This window comes from Shewanella ulleungensis (assembly GCF_014648315.1).
GTDB classification, from domain to species: domain Bacteria; phylum Pseudomonadota; class Gammaproteobacteria; order Enterobacterales; family Shewanellaceae; genus Shewanella; species Shewanella ulleungensis.
This window is the reverse complement of sequence record NZ_BMQW01000002.1, coordinates 280,807-302,438: the sequence shown is the minus strand read 5'-3', so window position 1 is coordinate 302,438 and position 21,632 is coordinate 280,807. Positions and strand designations below refer to the sequence as shown.

Genomic DNA, 21,632 nt, shown 5'->3' with positions numbered 1-21,632 from the left:
TGTTGTCTAAAATGTGAAACATTCCTTATTCCGATTACATTTTTATAACAACGAAAACACAATTGCTAACACTTTCTGAGATTAATTAAGCAGTGCCTAAAGAATAAATTAGCCGTAGAAACAGTAAATGCATGATTTTAAGTGATATATGTCACATTATGACTTTTTCTCACTATTTTATTTTTTGTAGAAAAAACAACAAAAAAACTCAATGTATAATAAAGTTTACACATTCATCACTACTTTTTTATGGCTGCCCTCAAAGGGGGAGTAAGCCTAAAAATGACATTCTCGATACAACCTTTGCCAATTAATCGAGACCCGTGTAGGTTAATGGAACAATCTAAACGTACGTTTGATTTAAAAACAATAACAACCCAAAATTTATAGGGGGTAAGCATGACTTATGATGCTGATTCAACACTCGATTTACAGCAGTACACATCTATCGTCGATCTCATTGAGAAGTCTTGTCGCAAGTTTGCCGATAACACTGCATATGCATGTTTAGGAAAAGACACTACATTCACTGAAATAGAGCGTGATTCACGTCATTTTGCAGCTTATCTACAACATTGCACTCATTTACAAGCTGGTGATCGAGTTGCTCTTCAACTGCCTAATATTACTCAATTTGTTATAGCCGCATATGGAATTATTCGTGCTGGTATGGTGTTAGTAAATACCAACCCAATGTATACCGAACGGGAACTAACTCACCAATTTAATGACTCTGGAGCTAAAGCCTTAGTCGTGCTATCCGATTTATTACCGACACTAACAAATGTAGTCAAAAACACTCCAATTGAGCTGGTCATATCAACTCACGCAATGGACTTGATCCAGGCACAGCCACAACCAGAGACACCGTTTGCTAAAATGACTTTTTTAGACGTGCTAACTGAAGGGGGAAAACTGCAATATCAACCCGTAACGCCTATCCATAGTGATTTAATTGCCTTGCAATATACTGGTGGCACGACGGGGTTATCAAAAGGTGCGATGCTCAATCATGGCAACCTTTTAGCTAACTCGGCTCAAGTAAAATCACGTATCGCCAGCACCATGAATCAAGGTCATGATGTCTTTGTTGCACCGCTACCGATTTATCATATCTATGCGTTTATGGTTAATTTAGTGTTGTATTTTGAATCGGGTAGTTGCTCTGTGTTAATTCCTAATCCACGCGATATTAGTGGGTTAATTAACACAATGAAGCAATACTCTTTTACCGGGTTTGCAGGTTTAAATACCTTGTTTGTGGGCTTATGCCACCAGCCAGAGTTCAAAGCCTTAGATTTTAGTAAAATGACCATCACTATTTCGGGTGGGACAGCATTAACCAGTGCGGCTGCCAACTTATGGCAACAAACCACAGGCTGCATGATTTCCGAAGGGTATGGCTTGTCAGAAACATCACCGGTTGTCAGTTTAAATTCACCCGGGCATCAACGTCTTGGTACAATTGGTAAGCCTGTACTGGGCACCGAGGTGAAAGTGCTTGATATGGATGATATGGAAGTCGCAACTGGTCAAGCAGGAGAACTAGCCGTTCGTGGTCCACAGGTTATGCAAGGTTATTGGAATAAACCGGAGGAAACAGCCAAAGTAATGACCCAGGATGGCTTCTTTAAAACGGGTGATATTGGCATTGCTAGCGAAGATGGTTACCACACCATTGTTGATCGTAAAAAGGACATGATTATCGTTTCAGGCTTTAACGTTTATCCGAATGAAGTCGAAGACGTACTCTCGACCAATGAACTGGTGCTTGAATGCGCTGTAGTGGGCGTTGAAGATGAACGAACAGGTGAAGCGGTAAAGGCTGTCATTGTGTTAAAACAACCGTCAGCCGATATCGACGCAACTAAGCAAGTTATTAATGATTATTGCCGTAGCCAACTAACCGCCTACAAGGTTCCGCGGATAATTGAATTTACAGAGCAATTGCCAAAAAGCACCGTGGGTAAAATTTTACGCAGAGAACTGCGCAAATAAGCGCCAAGCAGGATAAATAAACGTTAACGGTTTTCGTCATAAAAAAAGATGCCTCGGCATCTTTTTTATTTACTCATCATACCCACTAAACGGAGTCGTTATCCATCAACAATTGCAGGCTGGCAAATTCCCGATAAAGCTCATTGCTGGCCATTAATTCATTATGCGTGCCGCTAGCAACTAACTGACCTTTATCCATAACAAAAAGGCGATCGACATTAATTACTGTCGCTAATCGGTGAGCAATAATCACAGTAGTGCGGTTAGCCATCAATGAATCAAGGGCCTGTTTCACTTTGACTTCACTCACTGCATCTAAGGCGCTGGTTGCTTCATCAAGCAACAACAACGGTCTGTCGGCTAAAATAGCTCTGGCAATGGCTATTCGTTGCTTTTGACCGCCCGACAATCTCACGCCGCGTTCACCTAGATACGTTGCATAGCCGTCGGTAAACTCGCTAATAAATTCATCAGCTTTAGCAGCAACACACGCCTGAATAACCTCGTCATCGGTTGCGGATAAACGACCGTAACGAACATTTTCAAGGACATTCATTGCAAAAATGACCGACTCTTGCGGGACTAATGCATACTGCTGACGTAAATCGGTTAAAGACAACGTTGAAATATCAACATTATCTAATAAGATTTTGCCAGCTTTGGGTTGGTAAAATCGCATCATCAACTCAAACAGGGTACTTTTACCTGCACCACTAGGTCCAACAAGCGCGACACGTTCTCCTGGCTGAATAGTGAACGATAATTGCCGAATAACATCTTGGCCACTGTCTGAGGGATATGCAAACACCACATTGTCGAAATGTAATAACCCTTTTACCGGCAAGTTCAATTGATGAGGTACAGCTTGCTGCGGAATATCAATGGGCGTATGAACCAATTCCATTAAGCGTTCTGCTGCGCCAGATGCACGTTGAATTTCACTAAATACTTCACTTATTGTCGCGACAGCCCCCGCCACCATGACGGCATAAAACATAAATGCAGATAACTCTCCTGCACTGATATTACCGCTCATTACATCTTTTGCGCCAACCCATGTCACAAACGCAATGGCACCAATACTTAAAAACATCACAGTCGAAATCAATAGAGCACGGTATTTTATTCGCCCTTTCGCCACATCCATTACCGCTTCGACACGGTCAGCAAATAGTTGACGATCTTTTGTCTCATGAGTATAAGCTTGAACAGTGTGGATTTCGTGCAACGTCTCATCAATATATGCGCCTAAATCGCCAACACGATCTTGGCTTTTACGCGACAACACTCTAACTTTTCTACCAAAATAACTCACAGGCCCCAGCACTAAAGGCACAGCAAATAAGACTAAAGCCGTCAGCTTTACACTGGTAAAACCCATCATAACAATACCGCCCAATACTGTTACACTTGATCTCAACGCCATTGACAAACTAGAGCCAACAACACTTTGGATTAACGTACTGTCTGCGGTAAATCGAGAAATGACCTCACCCGTGCGTTGGGTAGCAAAAAAACCTGGTGATAGCGACAACAGATGCTGATAAACCTGCAAGCGAATGTCGGCACTTACCCGCTCACCCAACCATGTCATTAAATAAAAACGACAGAAAACTGCAGTACCACTAATTGCGGTAATCCCCACTATAATTAACATAATCTCATCTAATCTTGCGGCATTGTCGGCAATAAATCCTTCATCAACCATCATTTTGACGCCCTGCCCAAGTGATAACCACGCGAGCGAACCTATAAACAAGAAGATGATGGCAGCAACAACCTTTAATTTATAAGGAGATAAAAAATGTAAAATCCAAGGTAAAACACGGTGTGGTGTCGTCACTATTGAGGCAGAGTCTAAAGTTGCAGTAACAGCGGATGCCGTTGTCGTTGAATTCGTCACAGTATTAACCAGCAAATAAAACTAAGATAAAGTGATAGTAACAACAAAATGTGAGATTGTAGATGCCTTATAAACTAGGTAACCCAAAACCCACAATTATAAAAATTAATAATAAGAAGAAATAGGTTATGCAGAACAAGCTAAATAAATCTAAAGGGTTCAGCTTAATAGAACTCGTTGTTGTGATTGTTATTTTGGCAATACTCGCCATCATTGCCAGCAGTAAATTCATAAATTTACGCACAGATTCTATTGTATCGACTATGGAAGGAATGGAAACTGCAATGCAATCAGCAGCAACTCTGACCTATTCTAAAGCCGCCATTGCTGGAGTTGAAAGACTTGCATCTACAACGCTCAACATTGATGGTGTAGACGTAGTATTAGCTTATGGTTACCCCAACGGTACGGCTGCTGGGATAGATTTATTAATGAACGTCCCCACTGACGACTGGCAAAAACGCGCAAGTGTATATACCGGCGCTTGGATTTATTGGCATGGGGTTATCACAGAAGATGCTGGTGTTGCGCAATGTTATTTACGATATAGACAAGCGACCTCAACCACAGCAAGGCCAATCATTAATGTTGAAACTAGCGGTTGCTAACCGCAGTTTTGTTAAGCTTCAGGGTAACGAGTTTCAATATTTTTTAATGAACGCAAAAACAAGCCTAGTCCACCAATACTGAGCACTAAAATAACAATTAAGTCGAATGCACTCATGTACGAAAACCTAAAATTAATTGAACTAATCACCCCAAAAATAAGCGCAACTAACGAGCCAAAGGTTAATAACCAACCTAATGGATTTTTGCCGTTATAAAACATTAACCCAACCCCAAACATAAATGGGATCATCACCATGCCACTCGTTAATCCAAAACCACCAAATTGATATAAATGACTGCCAAAACCAAATGAACTGGTCACTTTAATCGCATTGAGTAACATGTAAAAACCGCCACACATCATAGCTAAGCCAATAAAAAACTGCCCTATACCACCGCTTGTTCCACCTGCACCTTTCATCATTATTCCTTGAAATTCTTTACGATAACGACAATTTACTCAACCGCTTAGCGAATAGCAATCTTTGCCCACATCGCAATTTCTCGCGCTGCTAAGCGATATCTGAGATAATACCTAAGTGTTTATTGAACAACATCGATCACAATAAACTCCTCCTTGGCAATTCATCACAATTTATTATTTAGGTAATACACCCATGACCACCCAATTTGCTTGCGCAGGCATTGAACTTGAGCTCTTTCGTTACCCCACTCAACAAGCCTCAAACTTACAAGCATGGGATGCCGCAGATGAGCATTTGATTAAACACTTAATCGACGGTCAACAGCCTGTAGTGCCGACAGCCATACTCAATGACAGTTTTGGTGCACTTACCTGTGCGTTAACCACCTTTAACAATAAGTGGCCAATCACACTAGAGACCGATGCTAAAACCAGTTTGCTCGGTTGCCAGTATAATTTGCAACACAATCATTTGACGCCTGAGTCGTTACAAATCATTAATAGCCGTGAGACTCTACCGCACAATATTCAACTGGTATTAATGAAGCTGCCTAAAAACCTCCATTATTTTGGCCAACAACTTGCCCGTTTATCAACAATTCTCCCTGCGGGTACATCTGTATTCATCTCAGCCAAGGCTAAATCGATTAACGCAGCCTTGCTTAGCCTTATTGACAAAAATTTAGGCCAATCGAGTGCCAGCTTAGCCTGGAAGAATACCCGAGTAATTACTTGTATCAGTGATGGTAAAGCGCGCACTATCGCAGCGCCAGTTAATTGGAAGGTGAACGAATTAGGATTCACAATTAGTAACTTAGCAAATGTGTTTGCAGCAAATAAATTAGATATTGGTGCAAGAATAATGCTCGATAATATGCCTAAGGGAGACTTTGCACACGTCGTTGATTTAGGATGTGGTAATGGTATTTTGGGGCTTCATGCAAAACAACGTTACCCACAAGCACACGTTCACTTTGTTGACGACTCTGATATGGCTATAGCATCGGCAAAGCACAATTGGCAGCACAATGGATTAGAGTCTTCTGATGATACGCCACACGGATATTTTTATTGGGATGATTGCTTAACCAATTTACCCGATGAGATCATCCCAGATCTCGTACTGTGTAATCCCCCCTTTCATCAAGGTGAAGCAATTACCGATCATATTGCATGGCAAATGTTTGTTGATGCGTATAAACGCTTAAAGACAGGCGGTATTTTACATGTTGTAGGCAATCGCCACTTAGCCTACCACGTAAAAATAAAACGTATTTTTAATAACTGCACAACAATTGCTGCCAATGGCAAATTTGTCATATTACAAGCCAAAAAATAACCCACTTAGATAGCCTATACCTAAGCATGCTCGCTTAGGTATGGGATCATTTCCCATAAACAATCCATTTACATAGCAGTATTACCCGCTTTTTATTCGTCAATGACAATCGTGACAACCACCTAAATTGGACTTACCAAAAAAAATAAATTGGTTGACTAAATGCATAGCCAAAGCCTAAAATCGTATTACCAATTTAATTTGAATCAAATTGTTGCTATTGATGCTGGTTCAAACTTAAATTTTTCTAATCAACACATGACAACACTCGACATGGACGTCGCTTATTTTAGGTTGAGCTCCTCTGTCTCATACCACTAGTCGGCCCCTTAGCTATCTTTGGGGTCTTTTTTTTGATGATAGAACATAAAAAAACGCGCTAACAAAAATGCTAGCGCGTTTATTCATCAACGTAATATCGTAAAGCAATTTAGCCTTTAATTTTTACTAAATTTTCAATCGAATATAAATCCCGATTAGCGCTGTTTTTACGACGCACTTCCTCTAAAGCTTGTTGTTCTAACTTATCAAACAACACATTGATTAAGCGATTAAAATGCTTATGCATTGCTAATCGAGCCTCAGCGGCATCATGTGCAGATAACGCTTCGTAAATCGCCGTATGTTCTGCCAAGGTTTTATTATTGTCGGTACTGCAAACGATATTATAATCTTCAATAATCTCGTTGCTTGATGAGCGTAATGCCCACATATTTTCAAACAAATTAATTAGCGCACCATTGCGAGTAGAGTAAGCAATAATTTGATGAAACAACTCATCTGCTTCTTCGACATTTTGCATGTCTTTCATCATCACTAGGGTGCCATGGAGCTTTTCAAGCTCTTCTGTTGTGATGGTCTTAGCAGCTAATGCAGCGATCTCGCCTTCAACAAGCGCACGGGCTTGAGTCAGTTCAAAAGCGTTTACACTGTTTACGCTAACACTTTGCTTTTGATTGTTGACAACATAAACACCTGAGCCAGTTTTCACTTCCACTTTCTCACGCACTTCTAACGCAATAATCGCTTCACGAATGGTGGGCCTGCTTACTTCAAACTTCTCTGCAAGCTCTCGCTCTGGGGGTAAACGACTGCCTACCGGATACTCGCCACAGGCGATAGAGGCTTCAATCGTATCGACTATTCGCCAAAATAAACGACGGTTTTTCATATACCTTCCTTCGAAAAGTAAAACCAATTTAGTGGTTTAATACTGACATATTATCGGTTAAAACCGTGACAGCAAACAACTAATAACATGACCTGCCACTCACATAGTAAAAATAATAACACATTGTCCAACCTTTAAAAGCATTGGTAATAACAATTAACAATAACCCCAACCTAATTGGTAAAGCAAATTGGTTGACACAATGTTGATTGTTGGTTAGTTTCTATTCAGGCGCAAAGTAATACTCAATATGCCTTAATAGCGGCATGTTCCGCTGACAGAACGAATGCACAGATCTGGGGAGATTAAAGTGAAATTTAACAAAATAAATGATACTGCAAACAAAATAGAAGCGAACAAACAGCCTCATGTAATCATGTTGTGTGCCTCATTTCATCACCTTTAAGCCTTGAGCGATCCATTAATATCCTTTGACGCAGACACGCTGCTCCAATGACAGACTGTGATACCCAAGCGCCAAAACGCGTTTGTTCACATTGAAGGATATCTGGTCCACCAATTTATATCGATGTATTGGTGGAAAATTAATTAGGCTCTACTAGAGAGACAACATGACCCCATTCAACTCCCACACACCATTTTCGTATGGGTTATTCACAAAAATATTTGTGTTATCGCTGTTGATTCCTTTAACGGCTCAGGTAAATGCACAAGAGCACTTAGTTGCATCACAAGCACAATATCAACAAGTATTAAAACAACTACAACCAGGCGATAGCATCATTTTACAAGATGGCACCTGGCAAGACTTTGAAATGGTATTTTCAGCTAAAGGCACAGCTAAACAACCAATCACATTAACTGCACAGACCAAAGGCAGTGTCATCCTTTCAGGCCAATCTAATCTAAAATTGGCAGGCGAATATTTACAAGTATCAGGTTTAGTGTTTAAAGATGGCTTTACACCAAGTAATGAAGTCATCGCCTTTAAAAAAAGTAATAATGAGCTAGCAAACCACTCCCGTGTCACCGAAGTTGTTATCGACAATTACAACAACCCAGACCGTCAAATGTCAGATAATTGGATTGGCATGTATGGTCAGTACAATCGATTAGATCATAATCACTTTGTGGGTAAACGTAATGCAGGAGTAACGTTAGCAGTGCGTCTAGAAGGTGAACAAAACCAGCAGAATCATCACCGAATCGATCACAACTATTTTGGTCCTCGACCTATTTTAGGCTCTAATGGTGGTGAAACCATTAGAATTGGCACTAGCCATCACTCGCTGACTAACTCATTTACTGTGGTCGAAAACAACTACTTTGATCGCTGCGACGGTGAAGTTGAGATTATTTCGATCAAATCAGGTCAAAACCGGATTCAAAATAACTTATTTAATGGTTCTCGAGGCACATTAACCTTAAGGCATGGCAATGGTAATATTATCGACAGCAATGTTTTTTTAGGTAACGGTATTGAACATACTGGCGGGATCCGCATTATTAATCGGGATCAAACCGTCTCCAATAACTACCTTGAAGGTCTCACAGGTACGCGGTTTGGTAGCGGATTTACCATTATGAATGGCGTTCCAAACTCACCGATTAATCGCTATCATCAAGTGGTAAATGCTGATATTCACCATAACAGCTTTATTAACTTAGACCATATAGAACTGGCTGCGGGCAGTGACAGCGAACGCTCTGCACCACCTAAAGACAGCACGCTCACTCAAAACGTATTTATCAACCCCAAATCGCCATTCACCTTGTATGATGACATAAGCGGTTTGCGCTTTAACGACAACATCACTAATTTTGCCAGCAAAGACTTAAACCCAATCATTCAAAAGGGGATGAACACCCACAATATCACTATGGTCCGGGCTGCAAACGGCTTGTTATATCCCAATGATCCTAAACTTGCGCAGTATGGTGTCAGTAGTACTTTAGTCCCCACAACCAAACAACAAACAGGTACGACTTGGTACCCAAAATCTGAACCTACAGTGGCTTTTCAATCAGGCAAGATTATTAAGGTCAACGCCACAGATGGAGAGTTAGACAACGCCGTAGTTGCTGCGCAATCAGGTGATACATTATTACTCAACGATGGCCAGTACAGCATCGATACTCTACTCGCTATCAATAAAACCTTAACGTTTAAAGCAGCAAACCCTCATAAAGCCATTATTAGTTTCGAACGCCCTAGCCTGTTTGAAATTCAGAATGACGGTAACTTACAACTCGACGGACTAGTCATTAATGGTCAACTTAGCCCTGATGCGCCAGGTAACAGTGTCATCAGAACCCTTAAATGGGGCATGTTGACGAACTATCGTTTTGACATGAGCAATAGCATTGTCGAACAACTCAATAACAGTAACGCCTTTCACTTTTTTGACTCTGGTAGCCGCGCTTTTGCCCATATGATTAATGTTAATAACAGCCAATTCCGTCACATAAGCGGCGATGTATTTCGCCTTAATAAAGAAACCGACGACATCGGCATCTATAACGCCGAATACCTTAACCTCACGCACAATCAGTTTGAAGATATTGGCGGTATCGTTGCAACGGTTTATCGCGGCGGCACCGATGAAAGCACATTTGGCCCACATGTTTTAGTTAGCCATAATCAGTTCACCCATGTGGGTAAAGGCCAACAAAATAAAACTGGGTCAATATTAAATCTGCATGGCGTTCAAGTAAGCCAAATAGGACACAACACATTTGCCGACAGTGCCGCTATTACTATTTTCCATACAGTAGGCGAGCCGCAAACCACCATCACCAATAACCAGTTAATAAATACCCCTGTTCCACAGGTGACGGAGTTTGTCACTCAAGGGAAACACACTGCCAACATCAATAATAATAAAGTGCAAACACGATGAATAACATCAAGCAAGACAATGGCAAAAGTCAGTTAATCCGGTTGATGCGTAAGCGCACTAGCCGACTAGTAGCCAGTTTAACATTTATAGCGCTCACCTCGCTCGGTGCTTTGCTGCCCGTATTTGCGGCTAGCCACCCAAACCTTGTGATTAATCAGCAAGACGTAGCCGCAATGCAGCAGGCTATCGCTCAACCTGGCGCGTTTCAAAATGCATTTAATGCAAAGCGTATAGAAGTTGATTTAGGGCTAATTCAACCTATTGAGGTCCCTGTACCTGTTGATGCTGGCGGCGGTTATACCCACGAAAAACACAAAAGTAATTATCAGCAAATGTACGACACCGGCATCATTTACCAACTAACCGGTGATAAAAAATACGCAACTTACGTAAAAGACATGCTGTTGCAATATGCCAAGCTTTATCCAGAACTGCCATTGCACCCAAAACGTAAAAGCAGCAACGAAGGCAAACTCTTTTGGCAGGGATTAAACGAAGCTGTTTGGTTGATGCACACAGTGCAAGCCTATGATTTTATTTATGACTCATTAACACCATCTGAACGTGAACGTATTGAAGCAGGCGCAATTACCCCAGCGGTGTTGTTTTTGTCTGAGCAGTCGCCACGCACCTTTAATAAAGTACATAACCACGGAACATGGGCCACTGCCGCCGTGGGTATGAGCGGCTATGTTTTAGACAAACCATTATGGGTTGAACGAGCCTTGTATGATTTAACCCTATCGAAAAAAGGCGGCTTTATGCGCCAACTCGACGAGTTATTTTCACCAGACGGCTATTACAACGAAGGTCCTTATTATCAACGTTATGCCTTAATGCCGTTTGTTACTTTTGCTAAAGCCATTGAACAAAATGAACCGCAACGTAAGATTTTTCAACACAGAAATGGCATATTACTCAAAGCCATTAATACATCGGTCGCGCTCAGTTACAACAAACTGTTGTTTCCGCTTAACGACGCCATAAAAAGTAAAGCCATTGATACTATAGAATTAGTTAATGGTATCGCGATTGCTTATGGAATAAACAACGACCCTCACCTATTAGATATTGCTAAACAACAACACAATATCTTACTCACCGGTGATGGACTTAAAGTGGCACAGGCACTAGACAAAGGCCTTCAACAATCCTTTGCATTTACATCTGCACTGTTTAGAGATGGTAAACAAGGTGATAAAGGTGCATTAGTGGTTATGCGCCAAGGTAGCCCAACCGACCAGGCGATTGTATTTAAAGCCACAGAACAAGGCTTAGGTCATGGCCATTTTGATAAGCTTACATGGCAATTTTATGATGCTGGTAATGAAATTGTTTCAGATTACGGCGCAGCACGTTTTCTAAATATTGAAGCCAAATTTGGTGGCGGATACTTGCCAGAAAACACAACTTGGGCTAAGCAAACCATTGCGCACAATACCCTAGTTGTTGATGAGACAAGCCACTTTAACGGCAAAGTCAAAACCGCAAATCAGTTCCATCCCACGTTACATTTTTTTGATCAACAAAAAGACCTCACCATTGCTTCCGCCTCCATTGACAACGCCTATGAAGACGTCAAATTCAAGCGTACTCAAGCCTTAATAAAAATTGAAAACCGTGACGCGGTGTTCGCGATAGATATCATGCAAGTTACCGCAAACAAGCCTCATCAGTACGATCTACCAGTGCACTATCAAGGCCAGTTAATCGATACCAGCTTTACTCGTGATACATCACTAACACAACTGTCAACATTAGGCACAAAGCACGGTTATCAGCACTTATGGCTGTTAGCAAAGGCTAACTTAGCCCAAGACAATACTGACAATACACTGGCAAGAGTGACATGGTTAAACGACAACGGCCGTTTTTACAGCTACAGCACGTTAGTCAACACTCACTCCAATAATGCTACTCATGAGCACATGCTATTTGCACAATTAGGAGCTAATGACCCCAATATGAATTTACGCCAACAGCAGGCGTTTATTCACCGAGTCACTGCCACTAACCATACCTATGTCAGCATGATTGAACCGCACGGTGAATACAATTCAGCTAAAGAATACACCCTCGATGCTACCAGTAAGGTTGCCAAACTCACTCATTATCAGCAAGCAGAACTGGAAGCTGTGCAAATTCGTTTCACAGATGGTCAGCAATATTTACTTGCAATCAATCAAACCGAGCAAGCAATCACGACAGAAACTCGCAGTGTTATCAATATCAATGGCGTTGCATACCCATTTAAAGGGCGATCTCAATTACTCGAAATTAACGAACTCAATTAGCAAATATATAACAAAAATTTAGGAGCTCCGACTATGAAACAGAATCAACATTTTGGCTTTGGCGATAAAACAGAAATACAAGACATTGGCGGCGGATTAAAGCGTCAAATGCTTGGATATAACCATGAGTTGATGGCCGTTAAAATTTGGTTTGATAAAGGTGCTGAAGGTTACGTACACGCCCACCGTCATTCTCAAGTCTCGTATGTTGTAGAAGGTGAATTCCATGTCAATGTCGACGGTGTGATTCAAATACTCCATGCCGGCGACAGCTTCTTTATTCCACCACATGTAGAACACGGCGCAGTGTGTCCAACCGGCGGTATTTTAATTGATACTTTTAGTCCTCCTCGCGAAGACTTTGTTGAGGACTTAGCATGAAAAACAGTCCATTCAAGCTAAAGCACTTACGTTGGCTGGTGGTGAGTTTAGTCGCCTTAGCCACCGTGATTAACTATATCGACCGCTCTGCACTTGCCATTATGTGGCCGGGTATTGCCGAAGACTTAGGCTTAGACAAAAGCGATTATGCCAACATTATTACTGTGTTTATGATATCTTACGCAATCGGTCAATCCTTGTTTGGTAAGATTTTTGATGCCATTGGCACACGTCTAGGCTTTTTACTGTCTATCGTAGTGTGGTCGGTATCCATTGCGTTACACGCTATTGCAGCGACGGCTATGTCATTTGCCATATTCAGAGCCATTTTAGGTCTGGGTGAAGCCGGTAACTGGCCGGGTGCCACCAAAGCCAACGCTGAATGGTTTCCAATTAAAGAGCGCGCGTTAGCTCAGGGGATTTTTAACTCAGGCGCCTCTTTAGGTTCGATTATTGCGCCGCCATTAATTGCATTTTTGTATGCCTTTTTAGGTTGGCAAGCAACGTTTATTGTCATCGGTTCTTTAGGGCTTATCTGGATCATTCCTTGGATGATTATTTACAAATCAGCTCCAGATGCTCACCCATGGATCACCGAAACAGAGCGCCAATATATTCTTACCGGCCAGCAATGCTCAACCGAAGAGAAACAAGCAAAAGAATACGTACCAACCACTGGCCAACTATTACGCCATCGTCAAACCTGGGGCGTCATTGCTGCACGTTTTTTTATCGACCCTATTTGGTGGCTATTTGTTGCTTGGTTGCCTCTGTATTTAAATGAAAAATTTGGTTTTGATGTTAAAGAAATTGGCGCATTTGCTTGGCTGCCGTATGTCGGCGCAGCAATTGGGGCATTGTTTGGTGGTTGGCTAAGTGGCCATTTATTAAGCCGTGGCTGGACGGTGAACAAAGCACGCCGTAGCGCGATTGTATTGGGTTGTGTGGTAATGCTTCCGGCACTGCTATTAACCTCACAAGCAGCCACGCCTTGGTTGGCTATGGGCTTAATTGCGGTGATTTTATTTGGTTTTCAAACTGCTATTGGTAATGTGCAAACCTTACCGAGCGATTACTTCTCAGGTAAAACCGTGGGGACATTAGCAGGCATTAGCGGTACGTCGGCGGTGTTAAGTGTCATCATCACCATTCAATTGGTGCCTATGATGACTCAAGGCGGCGACTATACTGCCTTCTTTATTTTGGGCGCGGCACTTGTACCATTGGCATTAATATCGTTATGGTTAGGCGGAAAAATAGAACCCGTAAAACCTAAGTCATAATATCTACCTTATCGATAAAAAGGCTTGCTAACCAAACGTTAGCAAGCCTTTTTTGTTTATATAAATACCATTCATCGATTAGCATACTGACAAGCAACCCAGTAATATGTTGATCTATTGTGAAAAAAAACCAATAAGAAGACACAAAAATGGACTACTTAGCAATTAATAAACACGCATGGGATCAGCGGACTAAAATTCACCTAGACTCATCATTTTATAACTTACAAGCTTTTACTGCTGGCAAGTCATCATTAAACCCCATTGAACTTGAACAAGTTGGCAATGTACAAGGTAAAAGCCTTTTACACCTGCAATGTCATTTTGGTCAAGACAGCTTATCGTGGTCAAGGCTTGGCGCAAAAGTCACAGGGGTAGACTTATCAACAGAGTCTATCGCCACCGCTCAGCAACTGACAAACAAACTACAACTCGATGCACACTTTATCAACAGCGACATCTACCAGTTTGGGCAAGACAACACTAAACAATATGACATCGTTTTTACCTCATATGGCGTACTTGCCTGGTTACCCGATTTAACCCGTTGGGCACAAACCATTGCTAATGCATTAACCCCTGGTGGTGAGTTTCATTTAGTCGAATTCCACCCATTTAATGACGTCCTGTCTGGCTATGGATATTTTGAGCAGTTACAACCGGATGTCGAAGATGAAGTGACCTACACTGAAAATCATAACAACCAAATCGACACAGTCGTCACATGGCCGCATCCCATAAGTGAAGTGATTAGCGCACTCATTTCTACAGGATTAAGTATTGAAGAGTTTAATGAGTATCCTTTCAGTCCCTACAACTGCATCGAAGGCTTAGAATTTGTCGACGAAAAGGGTTATCAATTGCGGCATCAAGGTCATCCAATCCCACTTATCTATTCGATTAAAGCAAGGAAAACAGCATAAAACATATTTGCAGTTCGCTCTAACTACTTGATATTTAACACTGTCATAACGGTGTCGTCTACATGGCGTCACCGACAGTTAAACAACCTCGTCATAGTATTGTTGACTACAGAGGTGAGGAATAAAAATGATTGTCAAAAAGTTACGAGAAAAAAATAATTGGTCACAAGAGCAACTTGCCCGATTAGCAGGAGTAAGCTTAAGGACAATTCAACGAGTGGAAGCGGGTAATAAAGCTAGTCTTGAAACACTCAAATCTCTCGCCTCTGTTTTTGAAATTGAACTTTCAAAATTAACAGAGGTAATCGCCATGCTAGATAAGAATTGTACAGAGTGGAAAGCAGAACCTTGGTTCATCAAATTTTTTCTGTTTGGTAGCACAAAACGTTCACATATGCTGGTTTCAGAATACACATTATTGGCAATAGGGATTATTGCTTGGCTGATGTTTAAAACGATTGAAGTCACCACGCCTATCGCATTTTTATTGGCCTATCTTAATAGCAAATTAGTCAGTTATATTGACGAAAAAGGTTATTGGTAATAAACAAGTCTATTTATCATTAATTAGTCATAAGCATTAAGTCGTTAGGCAACCCACATGAGTGAGTTGCCTTTTACCATAAGATGAATAGCAGCATCAACTCGACTTACTTTCTATTTTCTGTTTGCTTTTAGTGGGTGACTGTTGATGTGTTGAAGGCGGAGAAAATAGTACCTGTAAACGTTGTGTTATCGACAATTGCATTTGAGTCACATCACGCCACATATCGCGCCACTCGCTAAAGGTCACCACTAAAGGATTAAAACTGTTTACTGGCTTAGTAATGCCGTATTGCACGGTTTCATTTTCTGGCTCGAACGTACCAAACATTTTGTCCCAAATAATTAATACTCCCGCGTAGTTTTTATCAATATATTGCGGGTTACGTCCATGGTGAACTCGGTGGTGCGACGGTGTGTTAAAAATCCACTCTAACGGGCCTAAAGATTTAATCGCCTGAGTGTGAACAAAAAACTGTAAACCCAAGTTGAGCAATACAGCAAACACCACCCAATTAGGGTCAAATCCCATCACGACCAAAGGCAACCAAAATAGCCACATGCCAGCTAATGGATACATTAGGCTTTGTCTAAAAGCGGTGCTGAAATTCATATTTTCAGAGCTATGATGCACCACATGGGCTGCCCACATCCAACGAATGCGGTGGCTTGCGCGATGAAACCAGTAATAGCAAAAGTCTTGAGCAATCAGTAATAATCCAAATGTTAATAAGGTCATATCGATTTCAAACAAGCGCCAACCAAAAAAATGCAGATAGATTTTGGCAATCAATAGTCCGGCAATAATATCTGCAACTTGATGCATGCCCGCCAATACAAAATTGCATAACACTTCTGCTGGGCGATATTGGGCACTTGCAGGTAAACGTTTAGCGCGTACGCCAAACCACCATTCCAACAAAATACAACCGAAAAAAATCGGTGCCAATACCAGTAATAACCACTCAGGATGAGCAATCAATAAATCCATATCCATATTCACTGTCCATTTATTATTATTTTTATCGTTTCATCAACCGAGTGAAATCGGCCGCTTTATATTGCTCATTTTACATTATGGTCCCATCACCATTTAGCAAAATGATCTTCTGTTAGCCCAAGCTGATTATGTAGGCGGTATTGATTACCGTTGTTATCGTTTATTACGCCACTAAAATAGCCAATATACTGCCTAAAATTATTCTTCAGCCAGATTAAGTTGAGTTTCTCGCTGCGCTGATTAAGTGGCCTAAAATACAAATCTACCTGGCCATCATTGGTGGTGATATGCCATATATCTTGTTGCGAGTGTCGATTAAAATCAAAATTAGCGGCGCCCAATAAGTGTCGTTCGCCATTTATCCACATCACATTTTCTGTTTGGCCGGTTTCATTAACGCCAGCAGCAAGGTTAAGCCCGATAACCCCAGCCTCAGTTTGTGCATTAATTGATGCCCAGCGCCAGCTGGTTTCTCGGCGCATAAACCCTGCAGAAAAATCATAACCAGCAAGCGCATGTTGTAACGGTTGTGGCTCATGATGAATCGTTAACTGCCCTGTCACCGCTAAACCATTGTGTTTTTGCGTATAGGTCCAGCCGTTATAGCCAGTTGGCGTACACACACTTATTGGCAAACTTAATGGTGCTGGTTGGATGCGTAAATTGGCCTGAATATCCGCCAAATTTATTTCAACATGCCATTGACCTTCGACAATATTAATCGCAATACCTTTGCGCTTACTGCCTATTTTTGCTCGTCCCTGCTTAGGGGACACACTTAATTGACATCCAAGGCCTAACGGCGTCAGCCATTGCGTTTGACTGAGCTTATTAGCTTTAATGTCGTAAAGGTAACAAAAACCATTGGCAACATAACGGATATCAGCAATGGCCAACGCTATAATATAATGAGGGGTAATAATGCTTATAAATTGAAACTGTTTAAAATCAAAGTGTTTAGATAACGCTGAAGCAGGCTTGTCCATCTCATTGAAATAAGCAAACTGTTTAACATTGAGTGAATCGACAATACCATCAAAAACACCAAAGACTGGTTGTCTATCAGTGGCGATCAATTTGGGTGGCGCTAATTGTGATTGAACATGCTGCATTGTTTTTCCTGCCACGGCGACGATTGAGTCAACGAAATAGAATTCATCGAAATAGAAAACGACGAAATAGAATTTAACCAAACTAAACTGAATTGATGATAGCTTCAAGTCACCATTTAGACTGACAGGCAAACAGCAGCCTCAATAGAGCATCCGAAACGTCAACACCATACACAATTGTTTAAGCGATATGCTATTGCACTGGAATGGTAAACAATTTCTGGTATCCTTTAGTTACCTTTTGTTAAAAATTATTGCCATATGAAGTCACTCATTCCAGTTTTACTGTCATCACTATTACTCACAGCTTGTGCCAGTTATGAGCCAACTCAAATCGGTCTTAATCCAACGCTTGGCGCGGTTAGCTTACAAACCGAATCTGACACTCAGGTGTTAGTAGAAACCATAGACACTCGTGAAGCGAGCTTTGTGTTACGCATTACTGAAGGCGATAAAACGCCACAATTGGTTGGCACCACAGAGCCTATGCGCCAACAACTTGATAAGCTGTTCCGTAACGGCATGATAAAAGCCGGCTACGTAGTTGACCCAGCCGCCCGTAACTCGGTGCAATTTCAATTAAATTACTTATTAGCGGATGTTACTGACACCACATTCAGCTTTGAATCTAAAACTCGTTTGGTGATCAATGTGCTTGCAAAAAATGCACAGCAGCAATTCACTAAATCATACAACGCCAATGGCTATCTTAAAGGTCCATTAAGCCCCGACTTCGCCACATTAGAGCTGGACATCAATCAATTAATCGACAAGCTCACTACCGAAATCCTTAACGATGATGAGTTACATCAGTTTATTCAACGATAACCTTCTCGGTATTTTCTCTATTTAGCGCTGTGCGGCATTAACACGATGCCGCCAAAAAGGACTCTCACTATGTTTAAATGGCTCGCCACTAGTCTGTTGCTTGTAACCAGTTTATCTGTCTCAGCCGCTGTTGATATTCAAAAGGACACTATTTATCCACAAGTGGAGTTCGACACCAGCATGGGTAAAATTGTGGTTGAATTAGACCGTACACGCGCGCCATTAACCATTGATAACTTTTTAACCTATGTTGTAAAAGGCGAGTACGACAACACGATTTTTCATCGTGTTATTGCTGAGTTTGTCGTCCAAGGTGGCGGATTAACCACTAAACTTGAAGAGCGCCCATCAATGGCGCCTATCGTTAACGAATCTGGAAATGGCCTGTCTAATGCAATGGGCACAATTGCCATGGCTCGAGATAACGACCCACATTCGGCCACAAGACAATTTTATTTTAATGTGGGCGACAACAAAAAATTAGACCCATCAAAACGACGTTGGGGATACACAGTGTTTGGCGAAGTAACCCAAGGTATGGATGTACTTGAAGCGATCTCTATGGTTGAAACCGAGCATAACAGCACATTAAATTGGCCAGATGTCCCCGTTAAAACTGTACTGCTTAAAAAAGCGACATTATTACCACGCTAAATCATTTATTACGCGCTTAATCATCATTAACGGTTAAGCGCGTTATCGGCTAGATGTATATTTTCTGAACACCCATCATATTTCCGCTTGTTGTTTTTACTGACATTTTTATTAGCTTACTTTTCAACCATCTAATTTAATGAGTAATTATCTATTAATTTAACATAAATTAATTTTGTCATATTTTCTGTCATGACCAAAATTTGGGTCTATACTCTAATTTTAATCAATGTAGTCGCTGTTTCATCATGCATTCATTACCAAGGACATTCTTCATGACAGCAAATGATTTTATCGAAACCAAAGCGCCACAATTAGCCTATTACGGCAAAGCCTTCTTAGAAAACCAACTTGATTACAAAGAAATTCAACTTTATATGTGGGACGTGTTAGAAGAGTGGCAATGTATTTCAGGTAAGCTGCTGGCCGATCAACCCAGCGACACTGAAAAAGTATTTTGGCATTTACTCTATTGCTTCGATCATTGGTCTGGATGGGCAATCAAAGGTAACCAGTATCTTAGACAGCAAATACATGACTGCTGTGACTACATCAATATCGGCGGCAATATGCCTCAAAGTTGTATTGGTATCCGACCTTAATCATTTTTAACTCAAACTCGTTCAATAAACTGCGTGAATGGCTTGAACCTAAACCCCTTGCAACATAAGCTAGAGCCATTCTCCTTTATCCAGTTGTCTTATGTCGGTTTTCTTTTCTCAAGCTCGTGAAGCCTTATCGGTTTATTATCACAAACGTGTATTCATTTTATTATTGCTGGGATTCTCTGCTGGCCTACCGCTTATGCTGGTCTTTTCAACACTCAGTTTTTGGCTGCGTGAAGCCGGAGTTGACCGGGCCGCCATTGGGTATTTTAGCTGGATAGCCCTAACCTACGCATTTAAGTGGGCATGGTCTCCCCTAGTGGACCGTATGTCACTGCCTTTGTTTACTCGCTTTTTAGGGCGACGTCGTGGCTGGATGCTGTTTGCTCAATTGTGTTTAGTCGGTGCCATTTTAGGCATGTCAATAAGCGACCCTGTGGTTAATCTTGAGCGCTTAGCTTTATGTGCTTTATTACTCGCATTTGCTTCTGCCACTCAAGATATTGTTATCGACGCATTTAGGATTGAATCGGCCCCCGAAAAAATGCAAGCAGCCCTTGCAGCGGCTTACCAAGTGGGGTATCGCAGTGCGATGATTATTGCCACTGCGGGAGCCTTAACTATCGCAGCATGGGTTTCTCCTGGTGACGACACTTACAACTTAGAAGCCTGGCAAACCGCATACTTTGCGATGGCAATGTTAATGGGAGTGGGCATTTTAACCACTCTTTTTAGTCAGGAACCACAAGTCGATACCAAACATGCCGACGAAAAAGAGCGTCAACTACGATCTGATTTTGCCGCAAAATACCCAAAGAAAATAGCAGGTGCAATGGCTTGGCTTTATAGCGCCAGTGTATTGCCATTTATTGACTTCTTTAAACGCTATGGCAAGAGTGCCATTTTAATCTTACTGCTGATTTCTTGTTATCGTATTTCAGACATCGTAATGGGTATTATGGCCAACGTATTTTACGTTGACATGGGCTTTAACAAAGAAGAAATCGCATTTATCAGTAAAGTCTACGGCTTAATCATGACCTTGGTTGGCGCGGCTTTTGGTGGTGTGTTATTGATGCGCTATGGCACCATGAAGATACTATTCTTAGGTGCATTGTTAGTCGCCATAACCAATTTACTGTTCGCGTGGCAGGCTTATATTGGCTACAACATCCCCTTTTTAACCTTTGCTATTTCGGTCGATAACTTCAGCGCAGGTATTGCCACCGCAGCATTCATTGCTTATTTGTCTAGCTTAACCAGCAGCGGCTACAGCGCCACACAATATGCATTGTTATCATCAATCATGCTGTTATTCCCAAAGTTTATCGCCGGATTCTCAGGCTTATACGTAGATGCATTTGGCTATATCAACTTCTTTGTTGCTGCAAGTTTGATAGGGTTTCCGGTATTGCTGTTAGTCGTACTAGTGAATCGTTCGCAAAAACAAGTAGCGGTTGACGAAATGCCATCAACGGATGGGGCAATTGATACGCCTTCAGATAAAGGTTAACCCTAGATTTAAGCCGTATATAGGCAGTCTAGATTTAATCTACACTTAGAGCCACCAGGTCAATTTGATGCACTTTAGCTAGAGTCATATTGGGTTTTGTACCTCTTTCGTTCAAGTAACGTTCACTTGTCTCGACTCATTAAACTTAAGTGATTCAAACGAGCTTCAGTAAAATATCCGCCCCCTCTGAA

18 protein-coding genes are annotated in these 21,632 nt (G+C 41.4%); 13 read left to right on the top strand and 5 right to left on the bottom strand.

Going from position 1 to position 21,632, the window contains the following annotated elements; all coding sequences use genetic code 11:
- Positions 1-399: 399 nt before the first annotated feature.
- Positions 400-1,998 carry an AMP-binding protein gene (locus tag IEY40_RS05045; RefSeq protein WP_188953965.1) on the top strand — a complete coding sequence of 533 codons (1,599 nt, stop codon included), beginning with the start codon at positions 400-402 and terminating at the stop codon, positions 1,996-1,998.
- Positions 1,999-2,083: 85 nt separating this feature from the next.
- On the opposite strand, the gene IEY40_RS05040 is transcribed toward IEY40_RS05045, so the two are convergent.
- Positions 2,084-3,901 carry an ABC transporter transmembrane domain-containing protein gene (locus tag IEY40_RS05040; protein ID WP_428848135.1) on the bottom strand — a complete coding sequence of 606 codons (1,818 nt, stop codon included), beginning with the start codon at positions 3,899-3,901 and terminating at the stop codon, positions 2,084-2,086.
- Positions 3,902-4,029: 128 nt separating this feature from the next.
- Here IEY40_RS05040 and IEY40_RS05035 point away from each other — a divergent pair, with 128 nt between their 5' ends.
- Positions 4,030-4,509, top strand: coding sequence for a prepilin-type N-terminal cleavage/methylation domain-containing protein (locus IEY40_RS05035; protein WP_188953961.1), 480 nt, complete (start codon positions 4,030-4,032; stop codon positions 4,507-4,509).
- Positions 4,510-4,520: 11 nt separating this feature from the next.
- Here the strand turns inward: IEY40_RS05035 and IEY40_RS05030 are convergent, their stop codons facing one another.
- Positions 4,521-4,931 carry a hypothetical protein gene (locus IEY40_RS05030; RefSeq protein ID WP_188954565.1) on the bottom strand — a complete coding sequence of 137 codons (411 nt, stop codon included), beginning with the start codon at positions 4,929-4,931 and terminating at the stop codon, positions 4,521-4,523.
- A 196-nt stretch (positions 4,932-5,127) separates the two neighbouring features.
- Here IEY40_RS05030 and IEY40_RS05025 point away from each other — a divergent pair, with 196 nt between their 5' ends.
- Positions 5,128-6,273, top strand: a complete 1,146-nt coding sequence (locus IEY40_RS05025; protein WP_188953959.1) for a methyltransferase — start codon at positions 5,128-5,130, stop codon at positions 6,271-6,273.
- Positions 6,274-6,703: 430 nt separating this feature from the next.
- Here the strand turns inward: IEY40_RS05025 and IEY40_RS05020 are convergent, their stop codons facing one another.
- Positions 6,704-7,444 (bottom strand): FadR/GntR family transcriptional regulator, encoded by a 741-nt coding sequence (locus IEY40_RS05020; RefSeq protein WP_188953957.1) that lies wholly within the window; start codon positions 7,442-7,444, stop codon positions 6,704-6,706.
- Positions 7,445-8,016: 572 nt separating this feature from the next.
- Here IEY40_RS05020 and IEY40_RS05015 point away from each other — a divergent pair.
- From IEY40_RS05015 to IEY40_RS04990, 6 genes are all read left to right on the top strand, one after another.
- Positions 8,017-10,305 carry a polysaccharide lyase 6 family protein gene (locus IEY40_RS05015; protein WP_188953955.1) on the top strand — a complete coding sequence of 763 codons (2,289 nt, stop codon included), beginning with the start codon at positions 8,017-8,019 and terminating at the stop codon, positions 10,303-10,305.
- On the top strand, positions 10,302-12,599 hold the full coding sequence (locus tag IEY40_RS05010; protein WP_229777012.1) for a heparinase II/III domain-containing protein: 2,298 nt from the start codon (positions 10,302-10,304) through the stop codon (positions 12,597-12,599). The genes IEY40_RS05015 and IEY40_RS05010 overlap by 4 nt, the downstream gene beginning before the upstream one ends.
- Before the next feature lie 33 nt (positions 12,600-12,632).
- Positions 12,633-12,980 carry a cupin domain-containing protein gene (locus IEY40_RS05005; protein WP_188919606.1) on the top strand — a complete coding sequence of 116 codons (348 nt, stop codon included), beginning with the start codon at positions 12,633-12,635 and terminating at the stop codon, positions 12,978-12,980.
- Positions 12,977-14,263, top strand: coding sequence for an MFS transporter (locus tag IEY40_RS05000; RefSeq protein ID WP_188953953.1), 1,287 nt, complete (start codon positions 12,977-12,979; stop codon positions 14,261-14,263). The genes IEY40_RS05005 and IEY40_RS05000 overlap by 4 nt, the downstream gene beginning before the upstream one ends.
- A 149-nt stretch (positions 14,264-14,412) precedes the next feature.
- Positions 14,413-15,186: a class I SAM-dependent methyltransferase gene (locus IEY40_RS04995; protein WP_188953950.1), complete on the top strand. Its 774-nt coding sequence runs from the start codon at positions 14,413-14,415 to the stop codon at positions 15,184-15,186.
- 127 nt (positions 15,187-15,313) lie between these two features.
- The gene (locus tag IEY40_RS04990) at positions 15,314-15,730 is read left to right on the top strand and encodes a helix-turn-helix domain-containing protein (protein WP_283107937.1); all 417 of its coding nucleotides are present in this window, start codon (positions 15,314-15,316) and stop codon (positions 15,728-15,730) included.
- 96 nt (positions 15,731-15,826) lie between these two features.
- On the opposite strand, the gene IEY40_RS04985 is transcribed toward IEY40_RS04990, so the two are convergent.
- Positions 15,827-16,726 (bottom strand): sterol desaturase family protein, encoded by a 900-nt coding sequence (locus IEY40_RS04985; RefSeq protein ID WP_188953949.1) that lies wholly within the window; start codon positions 16,724-16,726, stop codon positions 15,827-15,829.
- Positions 16,727-16,815: 89 nt separating this feature from the next.
- Positions 16,816-17,841: a DUF2804 domain-containing protein gene (locus tag IEY40_RS04980; RefSeq protein WP_188953947.1), complete on the bottom strand. Its 1,026-nt coding sequence runs from the start codon at positions 17,839-17,841 to the stop codon at positions 16,816-16,818.
- A 261-nt stretch (positions 17,842-18,102) separates the two neighbouring features.
- On the opposite strand from IEY40_RS04980, the gene IEY40_RS04975 reads away from it, so the two are divergent.
- From IEY40_RS04975 to IEY40_RS04960, 4 genes are all read left to right on the top strand, one after another.
- Positions 18,103-18,669 (top strand): YajG family lipoprotein, encoded by a 567-nt coding sequence (locus tag IEY40_RS04975; protein WP_188953945.1) that lies wholly within the window; start codon positions 18,103-18,105, stop codon positions 18,667-18,669.
- A 69-nt stretch (positions 18,670-18,738) separates the two neighbouring features.
- Complete coding sequence (locus tag IEY40_RS04970) at positions 18,739-19,323, top strand: peptidylprolyl isomerase (protein ID WP_188953943.1); 585 nt, start codon at positions 18,739-18,741, stop codon at positions 19,321-19,323.
- A gap of 275 nt (positions 19,324-19,598) precedes the next feature.
- The gene (locus IEY40_RS04965) at positions 19,599-19,925 is read left to right on the top strand and encodes a hypothetical protein (protein ID WP_188953941.1); all 327 of its coding nucleotides are present in this window, start codon (positions 19,599-19,601) and stop codon (positions 19,923-19,925) included.
- Positions 19,926-20,025: 100 nt separating this feature from the next.
- Entirely contained in the window at positions 20,026-21,441 is a 1,416-nt protein-coding gene (locus IEY40_RS04960) for an AmpG family muropeptide MFS transporter (RefSeq protein ID WP_188953938.1), read from the top strand.
- Positions 21,442-21,632 lie beyond the last annotated feature (191 nt).

Excerpts from the sequence above, each read along its gene's own strand:
- IEY40_RS04990 (WP_283107937.1), top strand. The coding sequence starts at position 15,314 with ATGATTGTCAAAAAGTTACGAGAAAAAAATAATTGGTCACAAGAGCAA.
- IEY40_RS04985 (WP_188953949.1), bottom strand. The coding sequence starts at position 16,726 with ATGGATATGGATTTATTGATTGCTCATCCTGAGTGGTTATTACTGGTA.
- IEY40_RS05025 (WP_188953959.1), top strand. The coding sequence starts at position 5,128 with ATGACCACCCAATTTGCTTGCGCAGGCATTGAACTTGAGCTCTTTCGT.
- IEY40_RS05005 (WP_188919606.1), top strand. The coding sequence starts at position 12,633 with ATGAAACAGAATCAACATTTTGGCTTTGGCGATAAAACAGAAATACAA.
- IEY40_RS04960 (WP_188953938.1), top strand. The coding sequence starts at position 20,026 with ATGTCGGTTTTCTTTTCTCAAGCTCGTGAAGCCTTATCGGTTTATTAT.
- IEY40_RS04995 (WP_188953950.1), top strand. The coding sequence starts at position 14,413 with ATGGACTACTTAGCAATTAATAAACACGCATGGGATCAGCGGACTAAA.
- IEY40_RS04975 (WP_188953945.1), top strand. The coding sequence starts at position 18,103 with ATGAAGTCACTCATTCCAGTTTTACTGTCATCACTATTACTCACAGCT.
- IEY40_RS05030 (WP_188954565.1), bottom strand. The coding sequence starts at position 4,931 with ATGAAAGGTGCAGGTGGAACAAGCGGTGGTATAGGGCAGTTTTTTATT.
- IEY40_RS05015 (WP_188953955.1), top strand. The coding sequence starts at position 8,017 with ATGACCCCATTCAACTCCCACACACCATTTTCGTATGGGTTATTCACA.
- IEY40_RS05045 (WP_188953965.1), top strand. The coding sequence starts at position 400 with ATGACTTATGATGCTGATTCAACACTCGATTTACAGCAGTACACATCT.
- IEY40_RS04980 (WP_188953947.1), bottom strand. The coding sequence starts at position 17,841 with ATGCAGCATGTTCAATCACAATTAGCGCCACCCAAATTGATCGCCACT.
- IEY40_RS04970 (WP_188953943.1), top strand. The coding sequence starts at position 18,739 with ATGTTTAAATGGCTCGCCACTAGTCTGTTGCTTGTAACCAGTTTATCT.
- IEY40_RS04965 (WP_188953941.1), top strand. The coding sequence starts at position 19,599 with ATGACAGCAAATGATTTTATCGAAACCAAAGCGCCACAATTAGCCTAT.
- IEY40_RS05010 (WP_229777012.1), top strand. The coding sequence starts at position 10,302 with ATGAATAACATCAAGCAAGACAATGGCAAAAGTCAGTTAATCCGGTTG.
- IEY40_RS05035 (WP_188953961.1), top strand. The coding sequence starts at position 4,030 with ATGCAGAACAAGCTAAATAAATCTAAAGGGTTCAGCTTAATAGAACTC.
- IEY40_RS05020 (WP_188953957.1), bottom strand. The coding sequence starts at position 7,444 with ATGAAAAACCGTCGTTTATTTTGGCGAATAGTCGATACGATTGAAGCC.
- IEY40_RS05000 (WP_188953953.1), top strand. The coding sequence starts at position 12,977 with ATGAAAAACAGTCCATTCAAGCTAAAGCACTTACGTTGGCTGGTGGTG.